Genomic DNA, 21,830 nt, shown 5'->3' with positions numbered 1-21,830 from the left:
CTACTTTCTTTAATTAACAAAATTTACCTTATATTAAATTTTAACTTGAAATACGAAAAAATCAAGTTAGTTTTTGTTATTTTTCTTTAATTATATAAATTTTACCAATTTACAACTATATTCTTTGAAAATATAATTAAACAATATCATCTAAAAAACATTACAATAAATCATTGAAGATGGAGTACTGTAAATTTAATAACATTAAGGAAGATAAGAATTCATGTTTTGCTGTTCTTTTTTGATAACTTAAAATAATTACTTTACAATACCTAAAAAGTATGTTACTATAAGGTATATATAGGAGGTGTATTATGGATAAAATAATTTTAGGAATTTTAATGTTACGTAGAATGACTGCATATGAGCTTAGAAATACTATAAGAGATAATTTTAAGTCTATGTGCAGCGATAGTCTTGGAAGCATTCAGGCCGCTCTAAAAAAACTTCTCTCATTAAAAATGGTTACTTTTGAAGAACTCGTTGAAAAAGGGGTAAATAAAAAAAGGTACGCAATAACTGATGCTGGAGAAAAAATATTAATGGAATGGATAAAAATTCCTATTGATATTTCAAAAACTAAAAATATAGATGCAGGAAAACTGCTTTTTATGGGATATATTTCAAAAAATGAACAGAAAAATTTAATTAATAAAATCATTCTTTCTTTAGAAGAAGAATATACTGCACTAAAAAACTTAAAAGAATCTATAAATTTTGAAAGTGAAAGACTAGAAATTGAAAACTATCTACTTACAGATACAGAATATCAGAAAAGAATAAAAAACTTAAATAAAAAAAATAATATTTCTGAAAACATCAAAGAAATCAGCAAATTTACACTGGCTAGTTTAGATTATGGAATTGATGCTGTAGATTTTAACATTAGATGGTTTAAAAAACTAAAGAAAAAATATAGACTTTAAGAAGATTTTAAATTTATTTTATAAGAGGTGAATTTATATGAATAATAGGAATAAAATTAAACAAAATGTAATTATTTTTACAATTTTTATTACTATTTGTGGTTGGATAGGATATTTTATTGATAAACTGACAGGGCAGGATTATTATGAAAATATTGGAACAGTAACAAGCAAAGATGGTTCATTGGGGCTTCTTATATGGCTTGTATCTCCATTTATTTGCACAATAATACTTCGTACTTTTAGAGGAGATGGATGGAAAAATACAGGATTTTCCCTTAATTTTAAAAATAATAAAAAGTTTTATCTAATCAGCTTTTTAATATATCCTGTTGTTACCCTAACTGTTCTTTTATTGGGATTAATAACACAAAGTATTAAATTTTCCAGTGTAAATATTGGAATTGCAGCCTATACTGGAGTTTTAATTATACAAATTGTCTCTCAATTTATAAAAAATATATTTGAAGAATCAGTTTGGAGATCCTATCTTACAAATCAGCTTATAAAACTAAAGTTATCTGATTTAAAAATTTATTTACTTATGGGAATTATTTGGTGGATTTGGCATTTGCCATATATTCTAATATTTTTATCTGAAAATGAAATAAAAAATACTTTACCAGTTGATAGATTGACATTTTTTCTAATAGGGACTGTAGTAGTAACATGCTGGACAATAATGTATACAGAAATTTTTAGAATTACTAAATCAATGTGGCCAGCAGTTATTATGCACACTATGGAAGATGCTGTTATAAATCCTTTACTACTTTTAGGAATTGTATCTGTAGAAAAAAGTCAAGCACTTCTCTTTTCACTTTCAGTAGGTATAATTCCGACAATTCTTTATTTGATAGTAGGATTATTTATTCGAAAATGGAGAAAACAGCAAAGATAATTTTAGTAATTTCTTTTAAAAACAAAAAAAAATCCGATCTACCGTTCTAACGTAATTTTTGGTTGCCTGTAAGACGTTACAGGTGGTAGTCATATTTATAAATTGTACAGAATCCGTACAAAGCATTAGCCGTCGTGATTTCCCTGAAACAATTTATAAAGGAATAACCCCATTAAAATAGAGTAAAGCCCAAAAATTCATTATTAGTATCGCATAGATCAGAAAACTTTTAATTTATTATTGATTATTTATCTGTAATCATTATAACTTTTATCTGAAAAAATGTCAAACATTCTTTTTAAAATTTATCAAATAGACATTATTTTCAGCTTTTATTAAAATTTTCTTTTTACATAGATTTGAAATTTCTCTTGATAAAGCAGGTCTTGTTACTTCAAAACGTTTTGCCAAAGCTGAAATACTAGGCAAAAATTTAATTTTACCATTTTCAGAATTTTCTTTTATGTAGCTTAAAATCTTTTCCTCAATTGTCTTATTTGTAAAATTAAACCATATTCGCTTTGATAAAAGTTGACTTTTATTTGAAATTTCAGTTATAAAATTAAGTAAAAGTCTTTTATCAGAATGAATTGTATCTAAATATTTTTCTTTATCAAAAAATAATAATTTAGAATTTTCCAAAGTTATCAAATCAACAGGAAAAATATTATTTTCTCCAAATAAAAATGCAGAAGCCAGAACTTCCCCTGTTTTCATCTCACCTATAACAATCGTATCTCCATTAAATTTTTGCATTTCTCCATAAGCAGAACCTTTTATAATAATTATTACTTTTTCCAAAGTATCTCCACGAAAAAATACAGTTTCATTCTTTTCATATTTTTTTATTTTAAAATCCAATTTTTCCAAACATTTTGAAATTTTTTCAGGATCTAATCCCTTAAATAACGAAACTTTTGTCAATAAAATTGATAAGTCTTTTATTTTCATATTTTATTTTCTCCCATATTTTTCACAAATATACTTAAACTTTTTAAAATAAACTTAAAATTTAAGCAATCTAATAACAATCTATAATTTTGTAATCAAAATAATTTGATTATAAAATATTTTGCTTAATTTCTATATTATCATTTTTATATTTTAATTTCAATAATAAATAAAAATTATTTTTTTTAATATAAAATTTATTGCTTTTTAGATTAAAGATGTGTAAAATATGTGTAAAAACTAACATTTTTGAAAGGACTTTATGAAAAAATATATTGTATTAATTTTAATAGCTATTTTAGTTACAATATTTATGATAATTCCAACAAATCCTAGTTTTAAAATTGTTGCTAATAAATTTATTAATAATTCAAAAATATCAAATATTTCCAAAAATGATACTCCTAAAATTGATAAACATAATAAAAAAACAGAATTTACAATAATTGGCGTTGGAGATATAATGCTTGGTTCAAACTATCCCTTTGAATATTTGCTTCCTAAAAATGATGCCAATATTCTTCAAAATACACAAAATATACTAAAAAGTGCTGATATAACGGTGGGAAATCTGGAAGGAACTCTATTTGATAATGATGGAACTCCTAAAAGCTGTAATAATCCAAATGTATGTTATGTCTTTCGTATGCCTTTAAGATATGCGACATATCTAAAACAAGCTGGATTTGATTATTTGAGCATTGCCAATAACCATAGCAATGATTTTGGAGAAATTGGAATTAAAGAAACCATGAAAAATCTTGATAATTTAGGAATAAAATATTCTGGAATTAAAGATATTGCTGAAAGTGCTATTTTAGAAAAAGATGGAAAAAAATTTGGATTTATTTCATTTTCTCCAAATTCAGCTACTGTAAAACTAAATGATTATAATTATGCAAAAAAACTTATTTCTGAATTAAAATCAAAAGTTGATATTGTAATCGTCATGTTTCATGGTGGAGCCGAAGGTGCTAATGCTGAACACATTACTAAAAGACATGAAATTTTTCATGGCGAAGATAGAGGAAATGTTTATGAATTTGCCCATTTTGCTATAGACAATGGAGCTGATGTAATCTTTGGGCAAGGCCCTCATGTTACAAGAGCAGTCGAACTATACAAAAATAAATTTATTTCATATAGTGGAGGAAATTTTGCAACTTTCGGAAAAATAAACGTTTCTGGTTCAATGGGAATTGCACCTATTTTTAAAATCAAAATAAATAATAAAGGAGACTTTATTTCTGGAGAAATTATTCCAGTAAGACAAACTTACAAAAGTTTCGGTCCTTTTATAGATTCAGAAAAATTAGCAATAAAAAAGATAATTTCCTTGAATAAATCTGATTTTCCAAATGGAAATGGACTTTCTATCACTGCTGATGGAAAAATTACTAAGGTTGGTAATTCAAATTAAACCACTAAACTTATACTATTTCCCATTTAAATAGCAAATGTTTAATAAATTTCTAACTCATCATAGGTTTTAGTCTTAGATTATTTTGTTTAGAAAAGAGTTTTAATAACTTTGTTATTTAAATACGGTTTAGTATTGCATTATTACGTTCAAATCAAATCATAAATCCATATAAAAAATAATATATTATTTTCTCTTCAGTCTGATAATCTCCCTCTCATTCTCATCCATTCTATTCCCCAGCTTTTCATTTTCCCACTCTAACCTTTCCAATTTTTTCTTCTTTTCAATTTCCTCATCCTTAATATTCCTTCGTTCCACAATCACATTATTCTCAATCTTATTATCAGGATTTCTAATAATTTCCAACCCTTCTCCAATATCCATTCCAAAAATTTCAATCTTCTCTCCATTATCCATCCCAATAAACACTTCCTTTTCTTTAACCAAATTATTCTTATCAATCAAATAAATATAGTTTTTTTGATTTTTAAAAATAACAGCCTTTTTTGGAACAGCCAGAACATTCTCTTTTTTCCTATAAATCACACGAATATCTACTTGCTCATTTAAAAACAAATCCTTAAATAATGTTGGCAAAAACTCAAACACACTCATATCCCCAATTTTATTAATTTTAAATAATTCTGCTTCAATAACCTTTTTTTCAGAAAATAAATCCGAATTCTCTTTTGTCTTATCTTTATCCCACAAAATTTCCTCATTTTTATCATTTTTCATTTCAATTAATTCTTCAAGTATTTTTTCTTCTCCAATTTTTTTATTTTCCCTCCTGAAAATAGTAATGTCAGCAACATTTCCAATATTCAGATTTTTAACTTTCTCACTTTTCAAACTTTCACTAACTATTTTCAAATCTTCTCTTTTGGCAAGAATCAAAATAGGTTCATTTTTATTTGCAATTCCACCTTTCACTGCATTAATTTTCACAATGTAAGCATCAAATGGACTTTTTACACTTCTCTGAACCAATCTTGTATTTCTCATTTCATCTTTAATTTCAATTTCCAATCCTGATATTTCTCCACGTAATTCCTGAATTTTCTGACTAACATCAGCTCCCAATTCCTTTTGTTTTTCCAAATTTCTTAATTCCCGATTTTTAATCACTAATAACATACGTTTTTCATTCAATCCATTTTTCTGATAATCGCTAAATTTCACTATTACATCGCCCTTTTTTACAAAATCTCCAGCCTTGTAATAAACATCATCAACGGATAAATTCACATCCAGTCCAATTTTAGTAATATTATGTGCAACAACAGTTCCTTTCATATCCACAAAAAGTTCAAGATTTTCACGTGTTATTTTTTCAATAACATATTTCTGATTAATTTTGGGAGTACAGAATTTTATCATAAAAAGAATAATAAAAATAAAAATTGCGGGCATTATCCAAATTATCTCATCTTTTTTTCTCAAATTTCTCTTCCTTTTTTAGTGGTTTCCATCAAAATAGGAATTTTCACTTAAATTATCTTCATAAGGGAAATATTCCTTTCGTCCAAGATAAAGCTGATCCGATTTCCTTTGGATTGGAACGACAAAAAATCCCCAGTTGTTCAAATCGGTGTAAACAAAAAATCTTACTGTGCTGTTTTGAATTGTATCGGTATCATTTTGAGAAATTATATTTATAAATTCAGCCAAAATTTCCTGTGCGTCCATTTCTTCATAATTATCCTCATTTTTATAAATCATCTCTTTTTTCAATTCGCCTTCTGCAGTATAAACATAAATTTTTAGTTCTTCAGCAGAAATCTTTTTATCAATTTGTCCAATTAGAATATCAGCCTTTCGTGAAGTTTGTATCATTTCCACTTTTTCCCCATCGTATTTTTCCACCCACACAGAATATGGTACAAGCGGAACTTCATTCACAATTTCCACATCTATATGTCCAAAACGCTTATAATCCAGATATTTTATAGCTCCATCCAGACAGTTCAGTTTTAGCTCGTAATCATCACGATGGCTCAGCTCCTTGTATTCAATCATCTTTCCCGGCACAAATTCCTTTAGTACTTCCTGAAATGTACTGATTTTTGTTGACTGTCCACTTAATTTTATCAATGAATATTCAAAAAGCAGCCCTTCCTTGTAATATGTATTCAAAAATTTTCTGAGCATTCCGTAAATATCAGCTTTTACGATTTTTTCAATTTCCTTTATCGTAAAAATATGTCTTGGGTAATCTGTTATTGTGGTAAATATTCCATTTTCATAAGTATGAATTTTCCAGCTTTTTAACTGCGTTATATGAATATCATTCCGTTTTTCATAATTTTTAGGCACATCAAAACGTGTCCGCAGTCTTCCATCGGATGTAAAAAATTCCTTTTTAAGATTTTCAGCTGCTTCCCAAAGCATATAAAAATTATTGCGTATTTTCTGATACTCCTCACTCATTTTATTCTCAAACTGTGAATATTTTGTAGGGATTACATTTTCATACTTTTCATATTCCAAATTCATATTTTCAAAAATTTTCTCAACACCGCTCTCATCGATTACCTTGTAAATCATATCATTGTCATATTTTATCAAATCATTAATAGAAACAACCCTATTTTCAGAATATCTTGTCCCAAGCACAATTTTCAAAAACTGTACAATTCTGTAAGTCAAGTCATTTCCACCAAAATTCTCATCCCCATTTTCAAAACTTGTTCTTATATCCAGATAATATGAAATTTTGTCCTTACTAATCACATATTTACAAGCCGCCAAATCCGTCGTCCCACCACCACAGTCAATAATTAATGCACTGTATTCTTCGTTCTCCTTATATTTCCCCTTCCTTATCTGTATCTCAATTGTATTATACAACACTGCAATCGCTTCATCCATCGCATTTTCACGAATAATCTCATATTCATAATTTTTCTCGCTTGAAATTATATTTTTTTCAGTAATTTCAGAATTCTGATTTTTATTAAATTTATTTTCCATCATAAAAATTTCCTGAAACATCGCCAAAAACTGCTCCTTCAATTTTACAGGGCTGGAAGCGTGAATTTTTTTAAATTTGCATTTAAACATATATTCAGCACGATTCACAACATATTTTAAGTACGCCTTTATTATATCCTTTCTTTTTACATATAGAATATTTCCAAACTCATCATTAATTTTCTCAAGTTTATTATGTTCATGCACCCACCTTTTCAAGCTGTAAAAAATTGAGCCATTGACAATATAGTCATTTCTCTCTAACTTTCTTACCACATCGTAACCAAATGAATACTTAATTTTGTTAGCATCGCTGCAATCATCAACATAAACTAATGTTGGAAAAATCTCACGGTAACGTCTCTCTCCATCATCAAATTTCACATAATTTATCGCATCTATCACGACATTTCCATTCAAAATATCATTAGTAGGCAAATCTTTCACATAATTTTTATCCAGATATGCCCCAAGAGCCGTATTTACCGTTCCAAAATCAATACAAAGCGGTGTATTCGTAGTTTCCAGATTTTTCACAACAAAATTTTCAATTTCAACTTTATAATAGTCCATCTGATATGGATAAAGCGGTGTCATTTCATTTTCCTTCAAATTATAAAACTTATGAATAAATTTCAAGTCATTTTCTTTAAAGAACAAAAATGAAAATTTATTATTTCTCAGCGTTTCGACTCTAAAAAATTCCTTTTTACTAATTAAAAAATACTTATTCCTGCTATTCAAATCCTTTTCCAGCTGGAAAATCCCACACAAGTAATTATTTGCATTTATAAGAAAAACATTTGCACTGCTCACATTTTCAGGAATCTCAATTTTATAATTGTCTTCCCTCATCAAATTAAGTTCCTTATACAAAATAATCTTGTGCGGCACCCGTATTTTATTCTCATGATGAATCCTCTCACCAAGTTTATTATCAAAAAGTTCCTGAACATTCACAAGCCCATTTTTATTAAACTTGTCAATACAGTAATTTTCCTTGACTCCCCTATATTTCATTAAAAGCGAGATAAGCTCCTCTCTCGTGGGCGTTTCCACATGTACATTTACCAAATGTTCCTCAATTGCAATCTGATACATCTCATAATAAGATTTTCTTCGCAATTCCTCTTCATAAAATAATCTCATATTTTTACCTTTTCCCCTTTACTATTTTCAAGTATTATAACGATTTTATTAAAATTCAAGATTTACTTGTTTTTGATTTTATCGTGATTTATCTAATAGTTTCCTGAATAACAAAGAATTCTTTACCTTTGTTAAACAATATTTACTTTAAATTTAAACGGTTATCAAGCATATCTAATACTAACCCAAATTTAAAAAACAGAAATTATATTTTGTTGCATAAAAAAAATTATACTATACTCTAACCTGTTTAAAATTAAACTACTAAAAATTATATGAATTTAGAGTTTGAGTAAAATAGTCATGACTTTTGAGTTCGGTTTTAAAGAAGTTTTACTATAATTCTATTATTTTAATGGCAAATAGTATAATTTATAAAATCTAAAAATATTAAAAATATTTAGCTTTGCATAAAAATTTTTCTCAATTTTTCAATCATTTCCCTAACACTTCCAAACCTTTTCTGCCTATCAAACTCTAGCCCCTTTTTTATAACTTCTTCCACTTCCTTAAATTTCTCAATCTTCTCAAATCCCAAAATAACCTCTCTATCAAACTCCTGTTCAGCCTTATAAAACCTATTAATCGCCCCATCCACTTTCACTCCACAAAGCATAAAATATAAAAGTGCCGCAAGTGAATAAACATCTGTTCTTTCATCAATCTCTACTTTTTCTGAATAAATCTCAATCGGCGAATATCTTTCCGAAACCTTAACAAACTCAACTTTTTCCTTCTTTTTTAAGCTCGCTCCAAAATCAATAATCCTAATATTTCCCCTAATATCAATCAAAATATTAGAAGGCTTCAAATCACAATGAATAATTCCCTTTTTATGAATTTTACAAACTACTTCTGCAATTTTAAAGAATATTTCCAAAATATGATTTATCCTCAATTTTCCATTTTTTATCCGATTTTCCAAAATATATTTTTTCAAGGTAACTCCACGAAAATATTCAGTAACAATATAATTTGTCCTATTTTCACTAAAAAAATCCACAAGTTTAACAACATCATTCACAAATCTCTGTTTCTTCCTTTTAGATTTTTTCAAAAATTTCTCCAAAATACATTTCTCTTTCCAAAAACATTCTTTCAGCGGTTCAAAATCTTTCTTATACTTTTCCGTAAAAACCTCTTTGCCATTTCTCATAACAATTTCCGAAGGATAACATTCTTTAATAATTACTTTTTCCCCTTGTCTATCTTCACACATATAAATATTGGAAAAATCACTTTTAGCTACATAATTTAAAATTTTATACTTCCCATTCAATATTGTTCCCTTTAATAAAAAATCCATTCTTCTTTTCCCTTTTAAATTCTCTATTTTTCACAAAATTATTCCCATTCCTATCACGCCCAAGAACTTCCCAGTTTTTCTCAATTTCCTTTTCAAGTTGTGAAATTCCATTACTTTTTACCTTATAATATTTCTTAAAATTTCTATTATCTGCATTCAGATTTTTTCTATTATATTTTTTATTTTTAGAACTTTTCTTTTTTATTCTTGAATTATTTAATTTTTCAGCCCTTTTTACTTTACTTTCTTTATTATTTTCAGTTATCTGTAAATTTTCCATATCTTTATTTTTTATTTCTTCATTCCCAGTTTCTTCCTTTTGATATTCAACTAAATTACGATTCCCAGCAGATTCTTTAACTTCAACTTTAACATTTCCCAAATTTTCCAGCTCAATTTTACTCTTTTCTATTTCTGCTTTTACATATAACCTGCTTTCTAATAAATTTGCTTTTTCTCCAATCTTTTTAGCCATCACATTTTCAGTATTTCCGTTTTTTCTGTTTTCAAAATAACTTTTTTGAATATTTTTTCCCACAGAAACAAATAAAAATATAAACATTGCAACTAAAAACATATATTTTACAGCCATTTCACACTTTTGATTTTTCTCATTAATCTCGTTTCCTAACAATTTATAATTCTTTTCCATTTCAATATCTTCAACAAAAATCGACAAAAATGGTATCACTTTTCCCAATTTTTTCTCACTAGCCTTTATCTGTTCACTTAAATTCTGCTCGACATTTAATTTACTTTTCCTATCAACATAAATCTCCTCAATTTCACTCTCATTAACAACTTTCCAAAATCCAGGACTCCCAGCCAGCAAATAATCATGTTTTTTCAGTCTTATTTTTTTAACTTGCTCTCCACTTATCTTTTCCACAATTCTATTTTCCCTATACAAAACAAGTTCAGTTTTCCCCATATTTCCAACAATCATATTATTTTTTTCAATAATAATAACAATTTGCGAATAAAAATTTTTTAAGTCAAGATTATTTTCAGCTTTATGAACTTTATATAATTTTGTTTTCTCAAAAACCACTTTATCAATGGAAGATTGTATTATCTGTTCTATATTTTCTAACGAAAATTCATTATTTTCCAAATATTTTTCAATAATTTTATGAACTCCAATTTTTGCTAAATTTATCTTATCAATTTTCTTGTTTTCAACATTACTATTTTCAAATTTTTGAGATATTTCTGACTTTTCCTGCCATTTTTCATTTGTCTTTTCATCAAGGTCAGTAATACACCATATTCCCTTGCTTCCATTTGGAATATATGCCGAATAAGTGTTTTTTTCAGCAATTTGTGCATATTCCTTAAAAAAGAAAGTATTTAATTTTATTTTTTTTATCATTTTCCCTCCTCCCTTTTAAAAAATCTTCCAAAACTGCCACCATTTTTTATTTGCCTTTTTCTCTGCCTTTTTAAGCTTTTTCTGAATTTCAGCTATTTCATTTTGTTTTGTACCGCTTTTTTCCAGCTTTTCCTTCGCCTGCGTAAATTTTTCCACAGCTTCTTTCCATTTTTTATTCTTAAAATCATCTTCTGCTTTTCTCTTTAATAAATATCCCTCATTTTTTTCAATTTTTTTATTCAAATCCTCAATTTTAGACATCTGATTTCCAAAATTTCCATCTGCATTTACCTCTTCCAAAAGTTTCTTCGTTTCCTCATATTTTGAAATACTTTCTTCAAATCTTTCATTTATAGCCAGCTGATCAGCCTGCATTTCCAGAATTGACGCATTTTCCATTTTCCTTGTTATTTCTTCACGTCTTTGCCGATCTCGCTCCAGTTCTTCCTGCTGTGCCTTGATTTCAGCTTCTTTTATCTGCAGTTGCTGCTCCATCTGGATTTCCTGCTGCCTTAACCTTTCCGAATATTCCATTTCCTGTGTTTTCAACTTTTCAGCATTCTGGCTCTCAAATTTAATAAATTCCTGTGCCTGGCTTATGTATTTGTCGACGGCATTTGCATTATTTGTATCTTTCATCTTCTGATAAATATTTTTAGCCTGTGTTAGAATATTTATTGCTTGTGCTGGATTATTGGCAGTTATTTGCGAAAGTCCTTCCTGAACGAGATTATTGGCAGTCTGTAAATCAGCGTTTTGCTGGGAATTAAGTTCCTGTATCTTATTGTCAATTTCTCCCACTTTCACAGTATCTCCAAGCGTCTGGTACATCTGTCGTGCCTGATAATAGGCTTCTTTTGAAGAATTAATATTGCTTTGTGCCAGCGAATCCCCTTTATTTTCAGCAAGCATTGCCCCATTATACGCTGTTTTTTCTTTATCCGTTATTTCCTCCAGCTTTTTCTCAACTTGCGAAACATAATCTGCCCTTCCATTTGCCAAATACATATCAGCCGCATTTTTATAGCTAACTTTTGCCAAATTGTAGCTTCCTTCATTAACCGCCGTATCTCCAGCGACCTCTAAAGCCTTAGCTTCCTTTAATTTCACGGTTGAATTTATCCGTGAATCCAATGTAGTTAAAATCTCTTCCGTATTCAGTTCATCCCGTTTATAACTGTTGTCATTTAGGTTATACTTAGCCTGCTGATACTTTACGTTCGCCTCGTCATAATTTCCGCTGTTAAATATCTCATTTCCCTCACTAATATCCGAAAATGCCTTTTTAATCTTCTCAGTTTCTCCAATTTTCTTATTTATCTCATCAATTTTCTTACTTGCATCAGCTCTCTTTTTCTCAGCATTCGTAAGAAATCCTATTATACCCTTGCTTTTTGGCTTTAATTTTTCATACTCTCCGATTTCAAGCTTCAAATTATCAATTGAATTATTAAAATTTTTCTTTAAGATCTCCTCATCCGCCAATTTTTCATACTGTGTTGCCGCCTGCAGAATACCATTTCGCCTTTTTACATTCCAAATTATAACAAACAAAATAATTACAACAATAATTAGCATTACAAGTATTATTTTTTTAATAAGTTTCCTTTTATCCTTTTCCATCGGCTCTGGACTTGCTACAGCACCTACTTCTACCTGTGCAATCGTATAATTTTCAATATTATCCCTAAGCGAAGCAAGTATCCGTTTTTCCAATGAATTTAACCATTGCTTCTTATCCTCAAATCTGGATAAATCATTTTCCATATCATGCTCATCAATATTTTCCCAGAATCCTACAGTCGTCAAGCAAAAAACATCCTTTTCTATAAGTTCTACAGGTTTTTTTATAATATTTGGCTTAATTTTCCCAAAATCCCCAATTGCCTGCAGCAAATCATTTCTTTGCCTGTGAAATCTCATATCCGATATATTCAATGCCTCTTCGTCCACCAAAAGCTGTGCTATCGTGTCATCTCTACTTTGAGAAATGATATATCCTCCTCTAATATGATAAAACCTTGTATTTCCGATATTTCCATATAAAATTGAATTATAATTACTTATAATGATTAAAAGAGAAGTGTGCATAAGAGAATATTTCTGAGTTTCTTCCTGTTTTTCCTTAACTTTCAGATTGGCATAATCCATCATTTCCTTTATTACATCATAGTTAAATCGTGGACGTAGCATAAAATATTCAATAGCAGATTCCACAGCAATCCTTGCCGCAACTTTTGCCCCTTCTTCCTCATCAAATCCATCTGCCACAGCCCAAATCGCATAATTATCCAGCAAAACATACCCAAAATAATCGTTATTTTCAACCTTCGTCCCAGCCTCGCTCAAAAATTCCGTAATAAATTTTGCCTCATCTTTCCTCATTTCTCAATTTCTCCCTCTATTTTTGGTTAATTCAACTTTATAAAATATATTTATTTTATATATATGAAAATTATTTAAAATAAAACTTTAATACTAAATCCCGTTAAAAAATAAGAATAAATTTTTATAATAAGGTTGTTTTATAGTTAATTCATAATCATTTAACTAAATTGTTTTTTATTATTTTTTAGGTATTTTGATTAATGAATTTTTTTCATATTACCATGTTTTTTCTTTTTTATTTTCGTAGGATTGCTCATTGCCGCAAATCCTACAACCTATGGCTAGACTCCGACTTTTATTTGCCCAACTTCGAAACTCCTCCTTTCAGTCGTCAAACAATCGCAGTTGAACAAATAAAAGCTTCGTCGATTTATTAAAACAAAAAAAATATTTTAATTATTTTGAAATACTAGGTTTATATCTCTTATTAGAAAAGTTTGTAATAAATTCTTTATTTAAAAGGGGTTTAGTATAAATTTATTAAATCTGTTCGTACTCTTCGATTTTTACTTCTATATCATTATTTTTATTCTGAAAATTTGTATTTTTCACAATTTTTTCATCATTTAAATTTTCATATTTTCTTTTCACGCTTTCCTCTCTCGATTTTTCCTTTTCCCAGTCAAAATAATCTCCGCACAAATTCACAAATACAAACTTGCTTTCCCCCATTTCCACTACTGAATATGCCCGTAATTCTAATGTGTTGTAGACTGCTTCTCCATTTAGATAAATAAGTCCGTTGGAATCCCCAGGAGTTAGCATAAATTTTCGCTGTTTGGGATTATAGCTTATTGAACAATGGTTTTTTCTAGAAATCATAGTGTCTCCTAAAATTTGTATATCCATATTTTCTCCACGCCCAACAAAGTTACGTTCGCTCACAATCCTGTAGTCTTTTCCCTTATCATGCCCCTCAATGCACGTAAGCCAACCCACGACAGGATCTACAGTGCTGTCTTTAGACCAGTAGGCTGTTGTTCTGTCTTCATCCTTCATTTCTTCAACCAGATTAATTTTGTCATCCAGATTTTCCGTTTCCAGCCCTTCTGATTTGCAATAAGGACATAAGCTGTATCTTGAAACATCGTATATATGCCCATTTTTACATCTATCCAATTTCATTTTAAAATTTTCCTTTCTTTTTCATTTATAGATTTATTTTAATAATATTTTTGTAGTCGCTAAATAAATTATGTCTCCTGATTCTACTTTTACTGGTATATTTTTTTTCAGTTTTATTTTCCTTTTATCTAAACTTCTTTCAATTCCGCTTCCATTTTGTGAGCCTAAATCCTCATAATACCAGATTCCATTGACACGATTTAAGATTCCATGAGCCCTGCTGACTAAATTTGAGTAAATTCCTTCACTTACATCTATATCCACTCTGTTTCTTGGCGATTGCTTCCCAATGAGAAGCGATGTTGCCCTCCCGATTTTCCAAATTTTCATATCATAATCTTCTGAATCCTTCAAAAATATATGCTCAATCTGCTTTTTCTCCAAATCCTCTATTTCCTTTACTCTCTCTAAAAACACATTATGCTCTCTTTCCCTCTCATTTTTTATATTTCTGATTTCCTCCTCAACTTTCACCTTTTCAAAGAATCTTTCCACAATAAGAAGGTAAAGTGTAACTCCAATATAAATAAAAATTGAAAAATAAAGACTTTTTGTAGAATAACCTGAAAGGTGTACAAAAATGAATGTAAATATTAAAACTGTCATTATTAAAATATTTTTTATATTTAAAAATTTGTAACTTTTTTGATTTTTTGCATTCAATTTACGTTTTTCATATTTTTTAATTCCCTTATCCACACTAATTTTATTTTTTTCATCGTCAATTTTTCCATTTTCTTTATTTTTTCCAAGCCGTGCCACGCTCCTAAGCCTTTCCAGCCTGTAAATGCTCCCACGCCCAAGCGGACGCCTAAAAATATTTCCCCAATTTGTAAAACTTCTTCTAATTCCCCACAACATTTCTAATTTCCCCTTCTTACTTTTTCTCTTTCATATCAAAAAAACTCTCAAACCTGCTTTTCAAACTTTCCTTCTCATTTTTTGCTTTATTCTTTATCATTTTATCTAGCCCAAAACTATTTTCAAACATTCCTTTCATTTCGGCCGCACTTTTAAAAAATTCTTTTCCAAAACTAAAATTATTTTCAGAATATTTATTTTTAAAATTTTCCTTATCATTTTTCTTTTTTGTATGATTATTCTCATTTTCTCTTTTATAATCATACTCTTTCCGTTTTTCCCCATTTGAAAGTACTTCATAAGCCTCTGTTATTTCTCGAAATTTTTTTGCAGCCCTTTCATCTCCTGCGTTTCTATCGGGATGATATTTCATTGCCAATTTTCTATATTGCTTTTTTATTTTCAAAATATCTGCATTTTCAGACACTTCCAGTATTTTATAATAATCCATTCCCCTTCCTTTTCTTAATTATATTTTAATTTTAACTTATAATACTACATTTTTATATTTTTGTCAATTATTTTTTAATTTTAATTTAACCAATATTATAAAAATAAAAATTAAATTTCACAAAAAAGACACAAAATTTACATAATTTTGACAAAATTAAATGATACTATATACTTGTCAAGAGAAAATAGAAAAAATAAATTTGAATGGAGATGGTTAAATATGAATATAAAAAACACCTTTAAGAAAATGGTTGCAATTCTAGGAATTATTGGAATTTCAATAGTCTCTTTTGCAGTACCTCCTAAGCATCCAAAGCCAAAACCAAAAATAACGGTTGTTCAATCAAAAAGAAAAACGATAAACAAAAAGCCAACAAAAAAACAAACAATAAATCCTCAAGAAAAAAGAAACACTAAAAAACCTAGTATAAAACAAAATAAAAGACATTAATTTATACTACTAAAACTTTAAACAAGCTAAGTTAAAAAGACACTTAACTCCTTTATAGTAATTAAAACTTTTAATTTAAGCTTTAATACATAGTATTACTATGTTATCCAATTTAAAATTATGAAAAAGCAGTCAATGTTATTAATTTGGCTGCATATTTTATTTTTAATAAAATTTTATCTTCTTTTAGAAAAAAGTTCTTGAAATTATAAAAAAAAAATGATAATATATATTGCTAAAATGGGATTGGAAAATTTTAGACTTAAAATTTTTATTGGTCAACTGTTTTATAGAAAATCAAAATATAACTTACCATTTGAAAGATCTATAAAAAACTGCTAAATACAAATTTAGCATTATAAATAATGCTGAAGGGAGGTAATAAATGAAGAAAAAATTAAAAAATAACAGTTTTTTAATTCCATCTTTCTTAGCGGGTGTAACAGGATTAAGTTATGAAAAAACTGTACATTCCTCAAATATTGATTCGTCAATACAAACTTCTAATTTTAATAATTTAAAAAATAAAACCATATCAAGTGTAGAAAGTAATTTTAATTTTTCTAAAAATGATGAAATTTTTGATATTATAAAAAATAATTTAAAAAATGAAAATGAATTTAAAGTTGATTTTGGCTATACTGGTGATATTCATAAAAGTAAAGTTACAAATACTTATTCTTCTAATCATGATTTCCTTAGTACACCAGACTCTGAAAATTATGAATATGAAACAACAATTCCTTACGTTATAATCAATCCCGACAACGGGCCATCTGACAAGGCTGATTATAACTATGTTGTTCAAATCAAAAAAAATAAAGAACTGGGAATCAAAAATCTCGGATACGTAACTACAAACGAATATACTAAAAGCATAAAGCAAGTGTATTCTGAAATTGACAAATATATACAATTTTATGGTTCTGATAATATTTCAGGAATTTTCTTTGATGAAATATCATCTGGAAAAAACCCTCTAGAGGTCAAATATATGGCACAATTATACAATTATGTCAAAACAAAGTATCCTGATTCAATGGTTGTTGCAAATCCTGGCGTAAGTATTACAGATGAAATGTCAAATTATTCTGATTTATGGCTAACAAGCGAAGTATCGGCAGATACTTACATCAACTACTGGACTCCTAGAAGTTACAATTTTGAAAGTAATCCTGAAAATGCAGATCGTATTGTTCATGTCATTCATTCTGCAACCCCAGATCAGTACAAAACTCTTTTAAAACTCTCAAAAGAACGCAATGCAGGATTTCTAATGATAACAACAAATATGCCAAATATCCCTTATGATGACTTACCACAAAATGTTGAAAATTTAATATTATCAATAAATAACTCAACATCACACGTTCTTTCAAATACTAATAATAATTTGGAAAAAAAATTAACTTCTGCAATTGAAACAATCAAATTATCACAAAATACAGCAGAAAATGTTGAAATTAATTCCGTTTCTTTCAAGTTAAGAATACCTAAAAAATATAATATTACTGGAAACTTATATCTTTCAAGTCTTGACTTATGGAATCTTTTAAATAATCATTACAAAAATTATTCAAAAAATAAATTTGACAATAATTTTGATTTTGGATTTAATATTTTTGATGAATTTTTAAGCGATATTTCGCACAATATAATGGATAAATTTGGAAATTTTAAAATTAATCTAAGAAAAAAATGGAATACATAATAAATACATTAAAAAATTAAAAGTACCATAATTAAGACTATAATTTACGTATTCAATAAGAATCTTTTAAAAATTCTAAAATTTTTGAAAAACACACAAAAATAAATATTTAAAAATTTATACTCATTATAATTTAAGACTGTCTCATGATATCAATTTTATGACACAGTCTATTTTTTTGACATAAAACATAACTAAATAATAAACTTATTGTTTATGAAGAAACATAAATAAATACAAATATATAAACTAAACACACGTAAAACTTGTGCAACACACTTGTTATGTTTAACTTAAACTATAAATAAGAAATATTTAACAGATTTTAAATTACATACTGTTTAGAAAGAAATAAAAACTTCTTGCTCATAATATTATTTCTATAGTAAAACTCTCAAATTTGAAACCCCATTAAAAAGCATAAGTTTCTTTCCTGAAAACAAAAAAGACAAGAATCCTTTTTAAAGAAAGTTTTCTTGTCTAATTAACAATATTCTTGCAATTACTATTTTGATATTTATAAAAGTCTCATTCATTAACATACTGTGCAATGCTTTATTCCTTTTTGCTTTAAACTCTTATGAAATTTTGCAAAAAAAATGGCGTCCCCGGTTGGACTCGAACCAACGACCCTCTGATTAACAGTCAGATGCTCTAACCGGCTGAGCTACGGAGACACACAAAAGAAAAAAGTTTGGCAACTACCTATTTTCCCGGGACGAATCCAAGTATCGTAGGCGTAAACAGACTTAACTGCCGGGTTCGAAATGTAACCGGGTGTATCCCTGCTGCTAACATCACCAAACTTTAAAAACTAAATTGTCAAGTTAAGACAATGAGAAATAAATAGTAGTAGTAAAAGATTAATTAAAAAGCAGATGTAATATTAGTACCAGTCAGCTGAATGCATTGCTGCACTTACACCTCTGGCCTATCAACCATGTGTTCTCCATGGATACTGCGAATACTCATCTCAAAGTCGGTTTCTCGCTTAGATGCTTTCAGCGATTATCCGTTCCAGACGTGACTACCCAGCCATGCCACTGGCGTGACAACTGGTACATCAGAGGTCTGTCCAACCCGGTCCTCTCGTACTAAGGTCAGATCTTTTCAGTATTCAAGCGCCTGCAGTGGATAGGGACCGAACTGTCTCACGACGTTCTGAACCCAGCTCGCGTGCCTCTTTAATGGGCGAACAGCCCAACCCTTGGGACCTTCTCCAGCCCCAGGATGAGACGAGCCGACATCGAGGTGCCAAACACTTCCGTCGATATGGACTCTTGGGAAGTATCAGCCTGTTATCCCCGGGGTAGCTTTTATCCGTTGAGCGACGGTCCTTCCATACGGAACCGCCGGATCACTAACTCCTACTTTCGTACCTGCTCGACCCGTCAGTCTTGCAGTCAAGCTCCCTTATGCGTTTGCACTCTTAGGCTGATTTCCATCCAGCCTGAGGGAACCTTTGAACGCCTCCGTTACTCTTTGGGAGGCGACCGCCCCAGTCAAACTGCCCATCTAGCACTGTCTCCGTTACCAGATTAGAATTTCAACGGCATATGGTTGGTATTCCAACGACGACTCTGTTAAAACTGACGCCTTAACTTCACAGTCTCCCAACTATCCTATACACACACAGCCAAAACCCAATGCCAAACTACAGTAAAGCTCCACGGGGTCTTTCCGTCCTACTGCAGGTAGTCGGTATCTTCACCGACATTACAACTTCACCAGGTCTCCAGCCAAGACAGCTCCCAAATCATTTCACCATTCGTGCAGGTCGGAACTTACCCGACAAGGAATTTCGCTACCTTAGGACCGTTATAGTTACGGCCGCCGTTCACCGGGGCTTCAATTCGAATCTCTCAATCCTCCTCTTAACCTTCCGGCACTGGGCAGGTGTCAGCCCATATACGTCGCCTTTCAGCTTAGCATAGACCTGTGTTTTTGGTAAACAGTTGCTTGGGACTCTTCACTGCGGCCTGTTTCCCCTTGAGGTGTTTCTCCTCTCAAGTATATCAGGCACCCCTTCTCCCGAAGTTACGGGGCTATTTTGCAGAGTTCCTTAGCTAGAGTTATCCTGTCGGCCTTAAGTTTCTCACTCTGTCCACCTGTGTCGGTTTACAGTACGGGCACTATTTCTCATCGATAGAAGTTTTTCTCGGCAGTGTAGGATCTGTGACTTATGCTAATGCACTTCCCCATCAGGTCTCACATTTAGACACGCGGATTTTCCTGCGTGTCCATGCTACGCCCTTAGAAAGACTATTCCGTCAGTCTTCTCACATACCTTCCTGCGTCACTCCGTCTCTCAAGCGATAATAGTGGTACAGGAATATTAACCTGTTTTCCATTCGCCATCACAATTTTGCTTATGCTTAGGTCCCGACTTCCCCAGGGCGGACAAACCTTCCCCTGGAAACCTTGGACTTCCGGCCGGCGGGATTCTCGCCCGCCTTCTCGCTACTCATTCCTGCATTCTCACTTCTGATACCTCCAGAATGGCCTTACGGCATTCCTTCAACGGCCTACAGAACGCTCTCCTACCAGGCGTGTTTACACGCCTCCGCAGCTTCGGTTTATGTCTTAGCCCCGTTACATCTTCGGCGCAGATACTCTCGACCAGTGAGCTATTACGCACTCTTTTAAGGTATGGCTGCTTCTAAGCCAACCTCCTGGTTGTCTGTGAATATCCACCTCCTTTCCCACTTAGACATAATTAGGGACCTTAGCTGGCGGTCTGGGCTGTTCCCCTCTCGTCCGCGGACCTTGTCATCCGCGGACTCACTCCTGACTATTAATATATGGTATTCGAAGTTTGCTTGATTTCGGTAAGCAGTACGCCCCCTAGACCATACAGAGCTCTACCCCCACATATCTTAACGTCAAGGCTGCACCTAAATGCATTTCGGAGAGAACGAGCTATCTCCTAGTTCGATTGGCTTTTCACCCCTAGACCTGCCTCATCTCCCAACTTTTCAACGGCGGTGAGTTCGGCCCTCCACTGAGTCTTACCTCAGCTTCAGCCTGGACAGGCCTAGATCACTAGGTTTCGCGTCTATGACTAGCGACTTAACGCCCTATTAAGACTCGGTTTCCCTTCGGCTCCACTTTATTAACCTTGCCACTAATCATAACTCGCAGGATGATTAACCAAAATCCACGCAGTCACACATAAAGTGCTCCTACCGTTTGTAAGCACACGGTTTCAAATTCTATTTCACTCCCTTGCTCAGGGTTCTTTTCACCTTTCCCTCACGGTACTCTTCACTATCGGTCAACAACAGTATTTAGCCTTGCGTGATATGGTCCACGCTGATTCACGCCAGATTCCTCGTGCCTGACGCTACTCGGGTGCTTCCAGTCACTATATGTATTTTATGTTCTACAGGACTATCACCTTCTTTGGTTCAGCTTCCCAGCTGATTCTACTTACATACATACAGTTTAAACATTATGACAATCCGTTAATGGAAGTCCCACAACCCCGTGCCAGCAATGCTGTCCGCTTGGCACTGGCACGGTTTAGGCTTTTCCCCGTTCGCTCGCCGCTACTTAGGGAATCGTTTTTACTTTCTTTTCCTCCCGTTACTTAGATGTTTCAGTTCACGGGCTTACCGTTTTCACGCATGTCCTCCAGACATGCAGGTTTTCCCATTCGGAAATCTGGGGATTAACGATTATGTGCATCTTCTCCCAGCTTATCGCAGCTTATCACGTCCTTCATCGGCTGTTGTTGCCTAGGCATCCTCCGTGTGCCCTTATTAGCTTTTTATCCAGAATAACTTTTACTCTAGTTTCATTGTAATCTTTTACCTACTATTCATTTCCCATTGTCCTAAA

At 30.9% G+C, this 21,830-nt stretch carries 14 protein-coding genes, 1 tRNA gene, 2 rRNA genes and 1 other RNA gene; 5 read left to right on the top strand and 13 right to left on the bottom strand.

The genetic code is table 11. From position 1 onward, the window contains the following. Positions 1–314 precede the first annotated feature (314 nt). Positions 315–926, top strand: a complete 612-nt coding sequence (locus BQ5344_RS04175) for a PadR family transcriptional regulator (protein WP_071124290.1) — start codon at positions 315–317, stop codon at positions 924–926. 37 nt (positions 927–963) lie between these two features. Continuing rightward, positions 964–1,827 carry a CPBP family intramembrane glutamic endopeptidase gene (locus tag BQ5344_RS04170; RefSeq protein WP_071124289.1) on the top strand — a complete coding sequence of 288 codons (864 nt, stop codon included), beginning with the start codon at positions 964–966 and terminating at the stop codon, positions 1,825–1,827. 26 nt (positions 1,828–1,853) lie between these two features. Here BQ5344_RS04170 and ssrS read toward each other — a convergent pair. Both ssrS and BQ5344_RS04160 read right to left on the bottom strand, forming a co-directional pair. Next, positions 1,854–2,055: non-coding RNA, 6S RNA (gene ssrS / locus BQ5344_RS04165), on the bottom strand. A 57-nt stretch (positions 2,056–2,112) separates the two neighbouring features. Then, complete coding sequence (locus tag BQ5344_RS04160) at positions 2,113–2,778, bottom strand: Crp/Fnr family transcriptional regulator (RefSeq protein ID WP_071124288.1); 666 nt, start codon at positions 2,776–2,778, stop codon at positions 2,113–2,115. A gap of 262 nt (positions 2,779–3,040) precedes the next feature. On the opposite strand from BQ5344_RS04160, the gene BQ5344_RS04155 reads away from it, so the two are divergent. Next, complete coding sequence (locus BQ5344_RS04155; protein WP_071124287.1) at positions 3,041–4,198, top strand: CapA family protein; 1,158 nt, start codon at positions 3,041–3,043, stop codon at positions 4,196–4,198. 186 nt (positions 4,199–4,384) lie between these two features. On the opposite strand, the gene BQ5344_RS04150 is transcribed toward BQ5344_RS04155, so the two are convergent. From BQ5344_RS04150 to BQ5344_RS12555, 8 genes are all read right to left on the bottom strand, one after another. Beyond that, positions 4,385–5,644: an efflux RND transporter periplasmic adaptor subunit gene (locus BQ5344_RS04150; protein ID WP_071124286.1), complete on the bottom strand. Its 1,260-nt coding sequence runs from the start codon at positions 5,642–5,644 to the stop codon at positions 4,385–4,387. A gap of 15 nt (positions 5,645–5,659) precedes the next feature. After that, positions 5,660–8,323 carry an acetate and sugar kinases/Hsc70/actin family protein gene (locus tag BQ5344_RS04145; protein ID WP_071124285.1) on the bottom strand — a complete coding sequence of 888 codons (2,664 nt, stop codon included), beginning with the start codon at positions 8,321–8,323 and terminating at the stop codon, positions 5,660–5,662. 400 nt (positions 8,324–8,723) lie between these two features. Further along, positions 8,724–9,629 carry a serine/threonine protein kinase gene (locus BQ5344_RS04140; protein ID WP_071124284.1) on the bottom strand — a complete coding sequence of 302 codons (906 nt, stop codon included), beginning with the start codon at positions 9,627–9,629 and terminating at the stop codon, positions 8,724–8,726. Next, positions 9,586–11,001: a hypothetical protein gene (locus BQ5344_RS04135; RefSeq protein ID WP_071124283.1), complete on the bottom strand. Its 1,416-nt coding sequence runs from the start codon at positions 10,999–11,001 to the stop codon at positions 9,586–9,588. The genes BQ5344_RS04140 and BQ5344_RS04135 overlap by 44 nt, the downstream gene beginning before the upstream one ends. A gap of 15 nt (positions 11,002–11,016) precedes the next feature. Then, a complete protein-coding gene (locus tag BQ5344_RS04130; protein WP_071124282.1) occupies positions 11,017–13,386 on the bottom strand; it encodes a PP2C family protein-serine/threonine phosphatase in 2,370 nt (789 codons plus the stop codon). A gap of 483 nt (positions 13,387–13,869) precedes the next feature. Beyond that, on the bottom strand, positions 13,870–14,514 hold the full coding sequence (locus BQ5344_RS04125) for an FHA domain-containing protein (RefSeq protein ID WP_071124281.1): 645 nt from the start codon (positions 14,512–14,514) through the stop codon (positions 13,870–13,872). Positions 14,515–14,547: 33 nt separating this feature from the next. Continuing rightward, positions 14,548–15,375 carry an FHA domain-containing protein gene (locus BQ5344_RS04120; RefSeq protein ID WP_071124280.1) on the bottom strand — a complete coding sequence of 276 codons (828 nt, stop codon included), beginning with the start codon at positions 15,373–15,375 and terminating at the stop codon, positions 14,548–14,550. Positions 15,376–15,391: 16 nt separating this feature from the next. Continuing rightward, entirely contained in the window at positions 15,392–15,826 is a 435-nt protein-coding gene (locus BQ5344_RS12555) for a DnaJ domain-containing protein (RefSeq protein WP_071124279.1), read from the bottom strand. A 222-nt stretch (positions 15,827–16,048) separates the two neighbouring features. On the opposite strand from BQ5344_RS12555, the gene BQ5344_RS04110 reads away from it, so the two are divergent. Together BQ5344_RS04110 and BQ5344_RS04105 are read left to right on the top strand one after the other, a co-directional pair. After that, positions 16,049–16,279, top strand: a complete 231-nt coding sequence (locus BQ5344_RS04110; RefSeq protein WP_036072093.1) for a hypothetical protein — start codon at positions 16,049–16,051, stop codon at positions 16,277–16,279. 385 nt (positions 16,280–16,664) lie between these two features. Beyond that, on the top strand, positions 16,665–17,990 hold the full coding sequence (locus BQ5344_RS04105; protein ID WP_071124278.1) for a spherulation-specific family 4 protein: 1,326 nt from the start codon (positions 16,665–16,667) through the stop codon (positions 17,988–17,990). 600 nt (positions 17,991–18,590) lie between these two features. Here BQ5344_RS04105 and BQ5344_RS04100 read toward each other — a convergent pair. The 3 genes from BQ5344_RS04100 to BQ5344_RS04090 all read right to left on the bottom strand — a co-directional run bounded on the left by BQ5344_RS04100 (position 18,591) and on the right by BQ5344_RS04090 (position 21,762). Continuing rightward, a tRNA-Asn gene (locus tag BQ5344_RS04100) sits at positions 18,591–18,667 on the bottom strand. A gap of 15 nt (positions 18,668–18,682) precedes the next feature. Then, positions 18,683–18,795, bottom strand: a 5S ribosomal RNA gene (gene rrf / locus BQ5344_RS04095). 61 nt (positions 18,796–18,856) lie between these two features. After that, positions 18,857–21,762 (bottom strand): 23S ribosomal RNA (locus BQ5344_RS04090). Positions 21,763–21,830: the final 68 nt, after the last annotated feature.

It is taken from the genome of Leptotrichia massiliensis, assembly GCF_900104625.1.
Lineage (GTDB): Bacteria > Fusobacteriota > Fusobacteriia > Fusobacteriales > Leptotrichiaceae > Leptotrichia > Leptotrichia massiliensis.
Note: the sequence above shows the minus strand (reverse complement) of the source record. Positions and strands in the feature narration are given on the sequence as shown.

Excerpts from the sequence above, each read along its gene's own strand:
- BQ5344_RS04175 (WP_071124290.1), top strand. The coding sequence starts at position 315 with ATGGATAAAATAATTTTAGGAATTTTAATGTTACGTAGAATGACTGCA.
- BQ5344_RS04170 (WP_071124289.1), top strand. The coding sequence starts at position 964 with ATGAATAATAGGAATAAAATTAAACAAAATGTAATTATTTTTACAATT.
- BQ5344_RS04160 (WP_071124288.1), bottom strand. The coding sequence starts at position 2,778 with ATGAAAATAAAAGACTTATCAATTTTATTGACAAAAGTTTCGTTATTT.
- BQ5344_RS04155 (WP_071124287.1), top strand. The coding sequence starts at position 3,041 with ATGAAAAAATATATTGTATTAATTTTAATAGCTATTTTAGTTACAATA.
- BQ5344_RS04145 (WP_071124285.1), bottom strand. The coding sequence starts at position 8,323 with ATGAGATTATTTTATGAAGAGGAATTGCGAAGAAAATCTTATTATGAG.
- BQ5344_RS04140 (WP_071124284.1), bottom strand. The coding sequence starts at position 9,629 with ATGGATTTTTTATTAAAGGGAACAATATTGAATGGGAAGTATAAAATT.
- BQ5344_RS04135 (WP_071124283.1), bottom strand. The coding sequence starts at position 11,001 with ATGATAAAAAAAATAAAATTAAATACTTTCTTTTTTAAGGAATATGCA.
- BQ5344_RS04130 (WP_071124282.1), bottom strand. The coding sequence starts at position 13,386 with ATGAGGAAAGATGAGGCAAAATTTATTACGGAATTTTTGAGCGAGGCT.
- BQ5344_RS04125 (WP_071124281.1), bottom strand. The coding sequence starts at position 14,514 with ATGAAATTGGATAGATGTAAAAATGGGCATATATACGATGTTTCAAGA.
- BQ5344_RS04120 (WP_071124280.1), bottom strand. The coding sequence starts at position 15,375 with ATGTTGTGGGGAATTAGAAGAAGTTTTACAAATTGGGGAAATATTTTT.
- BQ5344_RS12555 (WP_071124279.1), bottom strand. The coding sequence starts at position 15,826 with ATGGATTATTATAAAATACTGGAAGTGTCTGAAAATGCAGATATTTTG.
- BQ5344_RS04110 (WP_036072093.1), top strand. The coding sequence starts at position 16,049 with ATGAATATAAAAAACACCTTTAAGAAAATGGTTGCAATTCTAGGAATT.
- BQ5344_RS04105 (WP_071124278.1), top strand. The coding sequence starts at position 16,665 with ATGAAGAAAAAATTAAAAAATAACAGTTTTTTAATTCCATCTTTCTTA.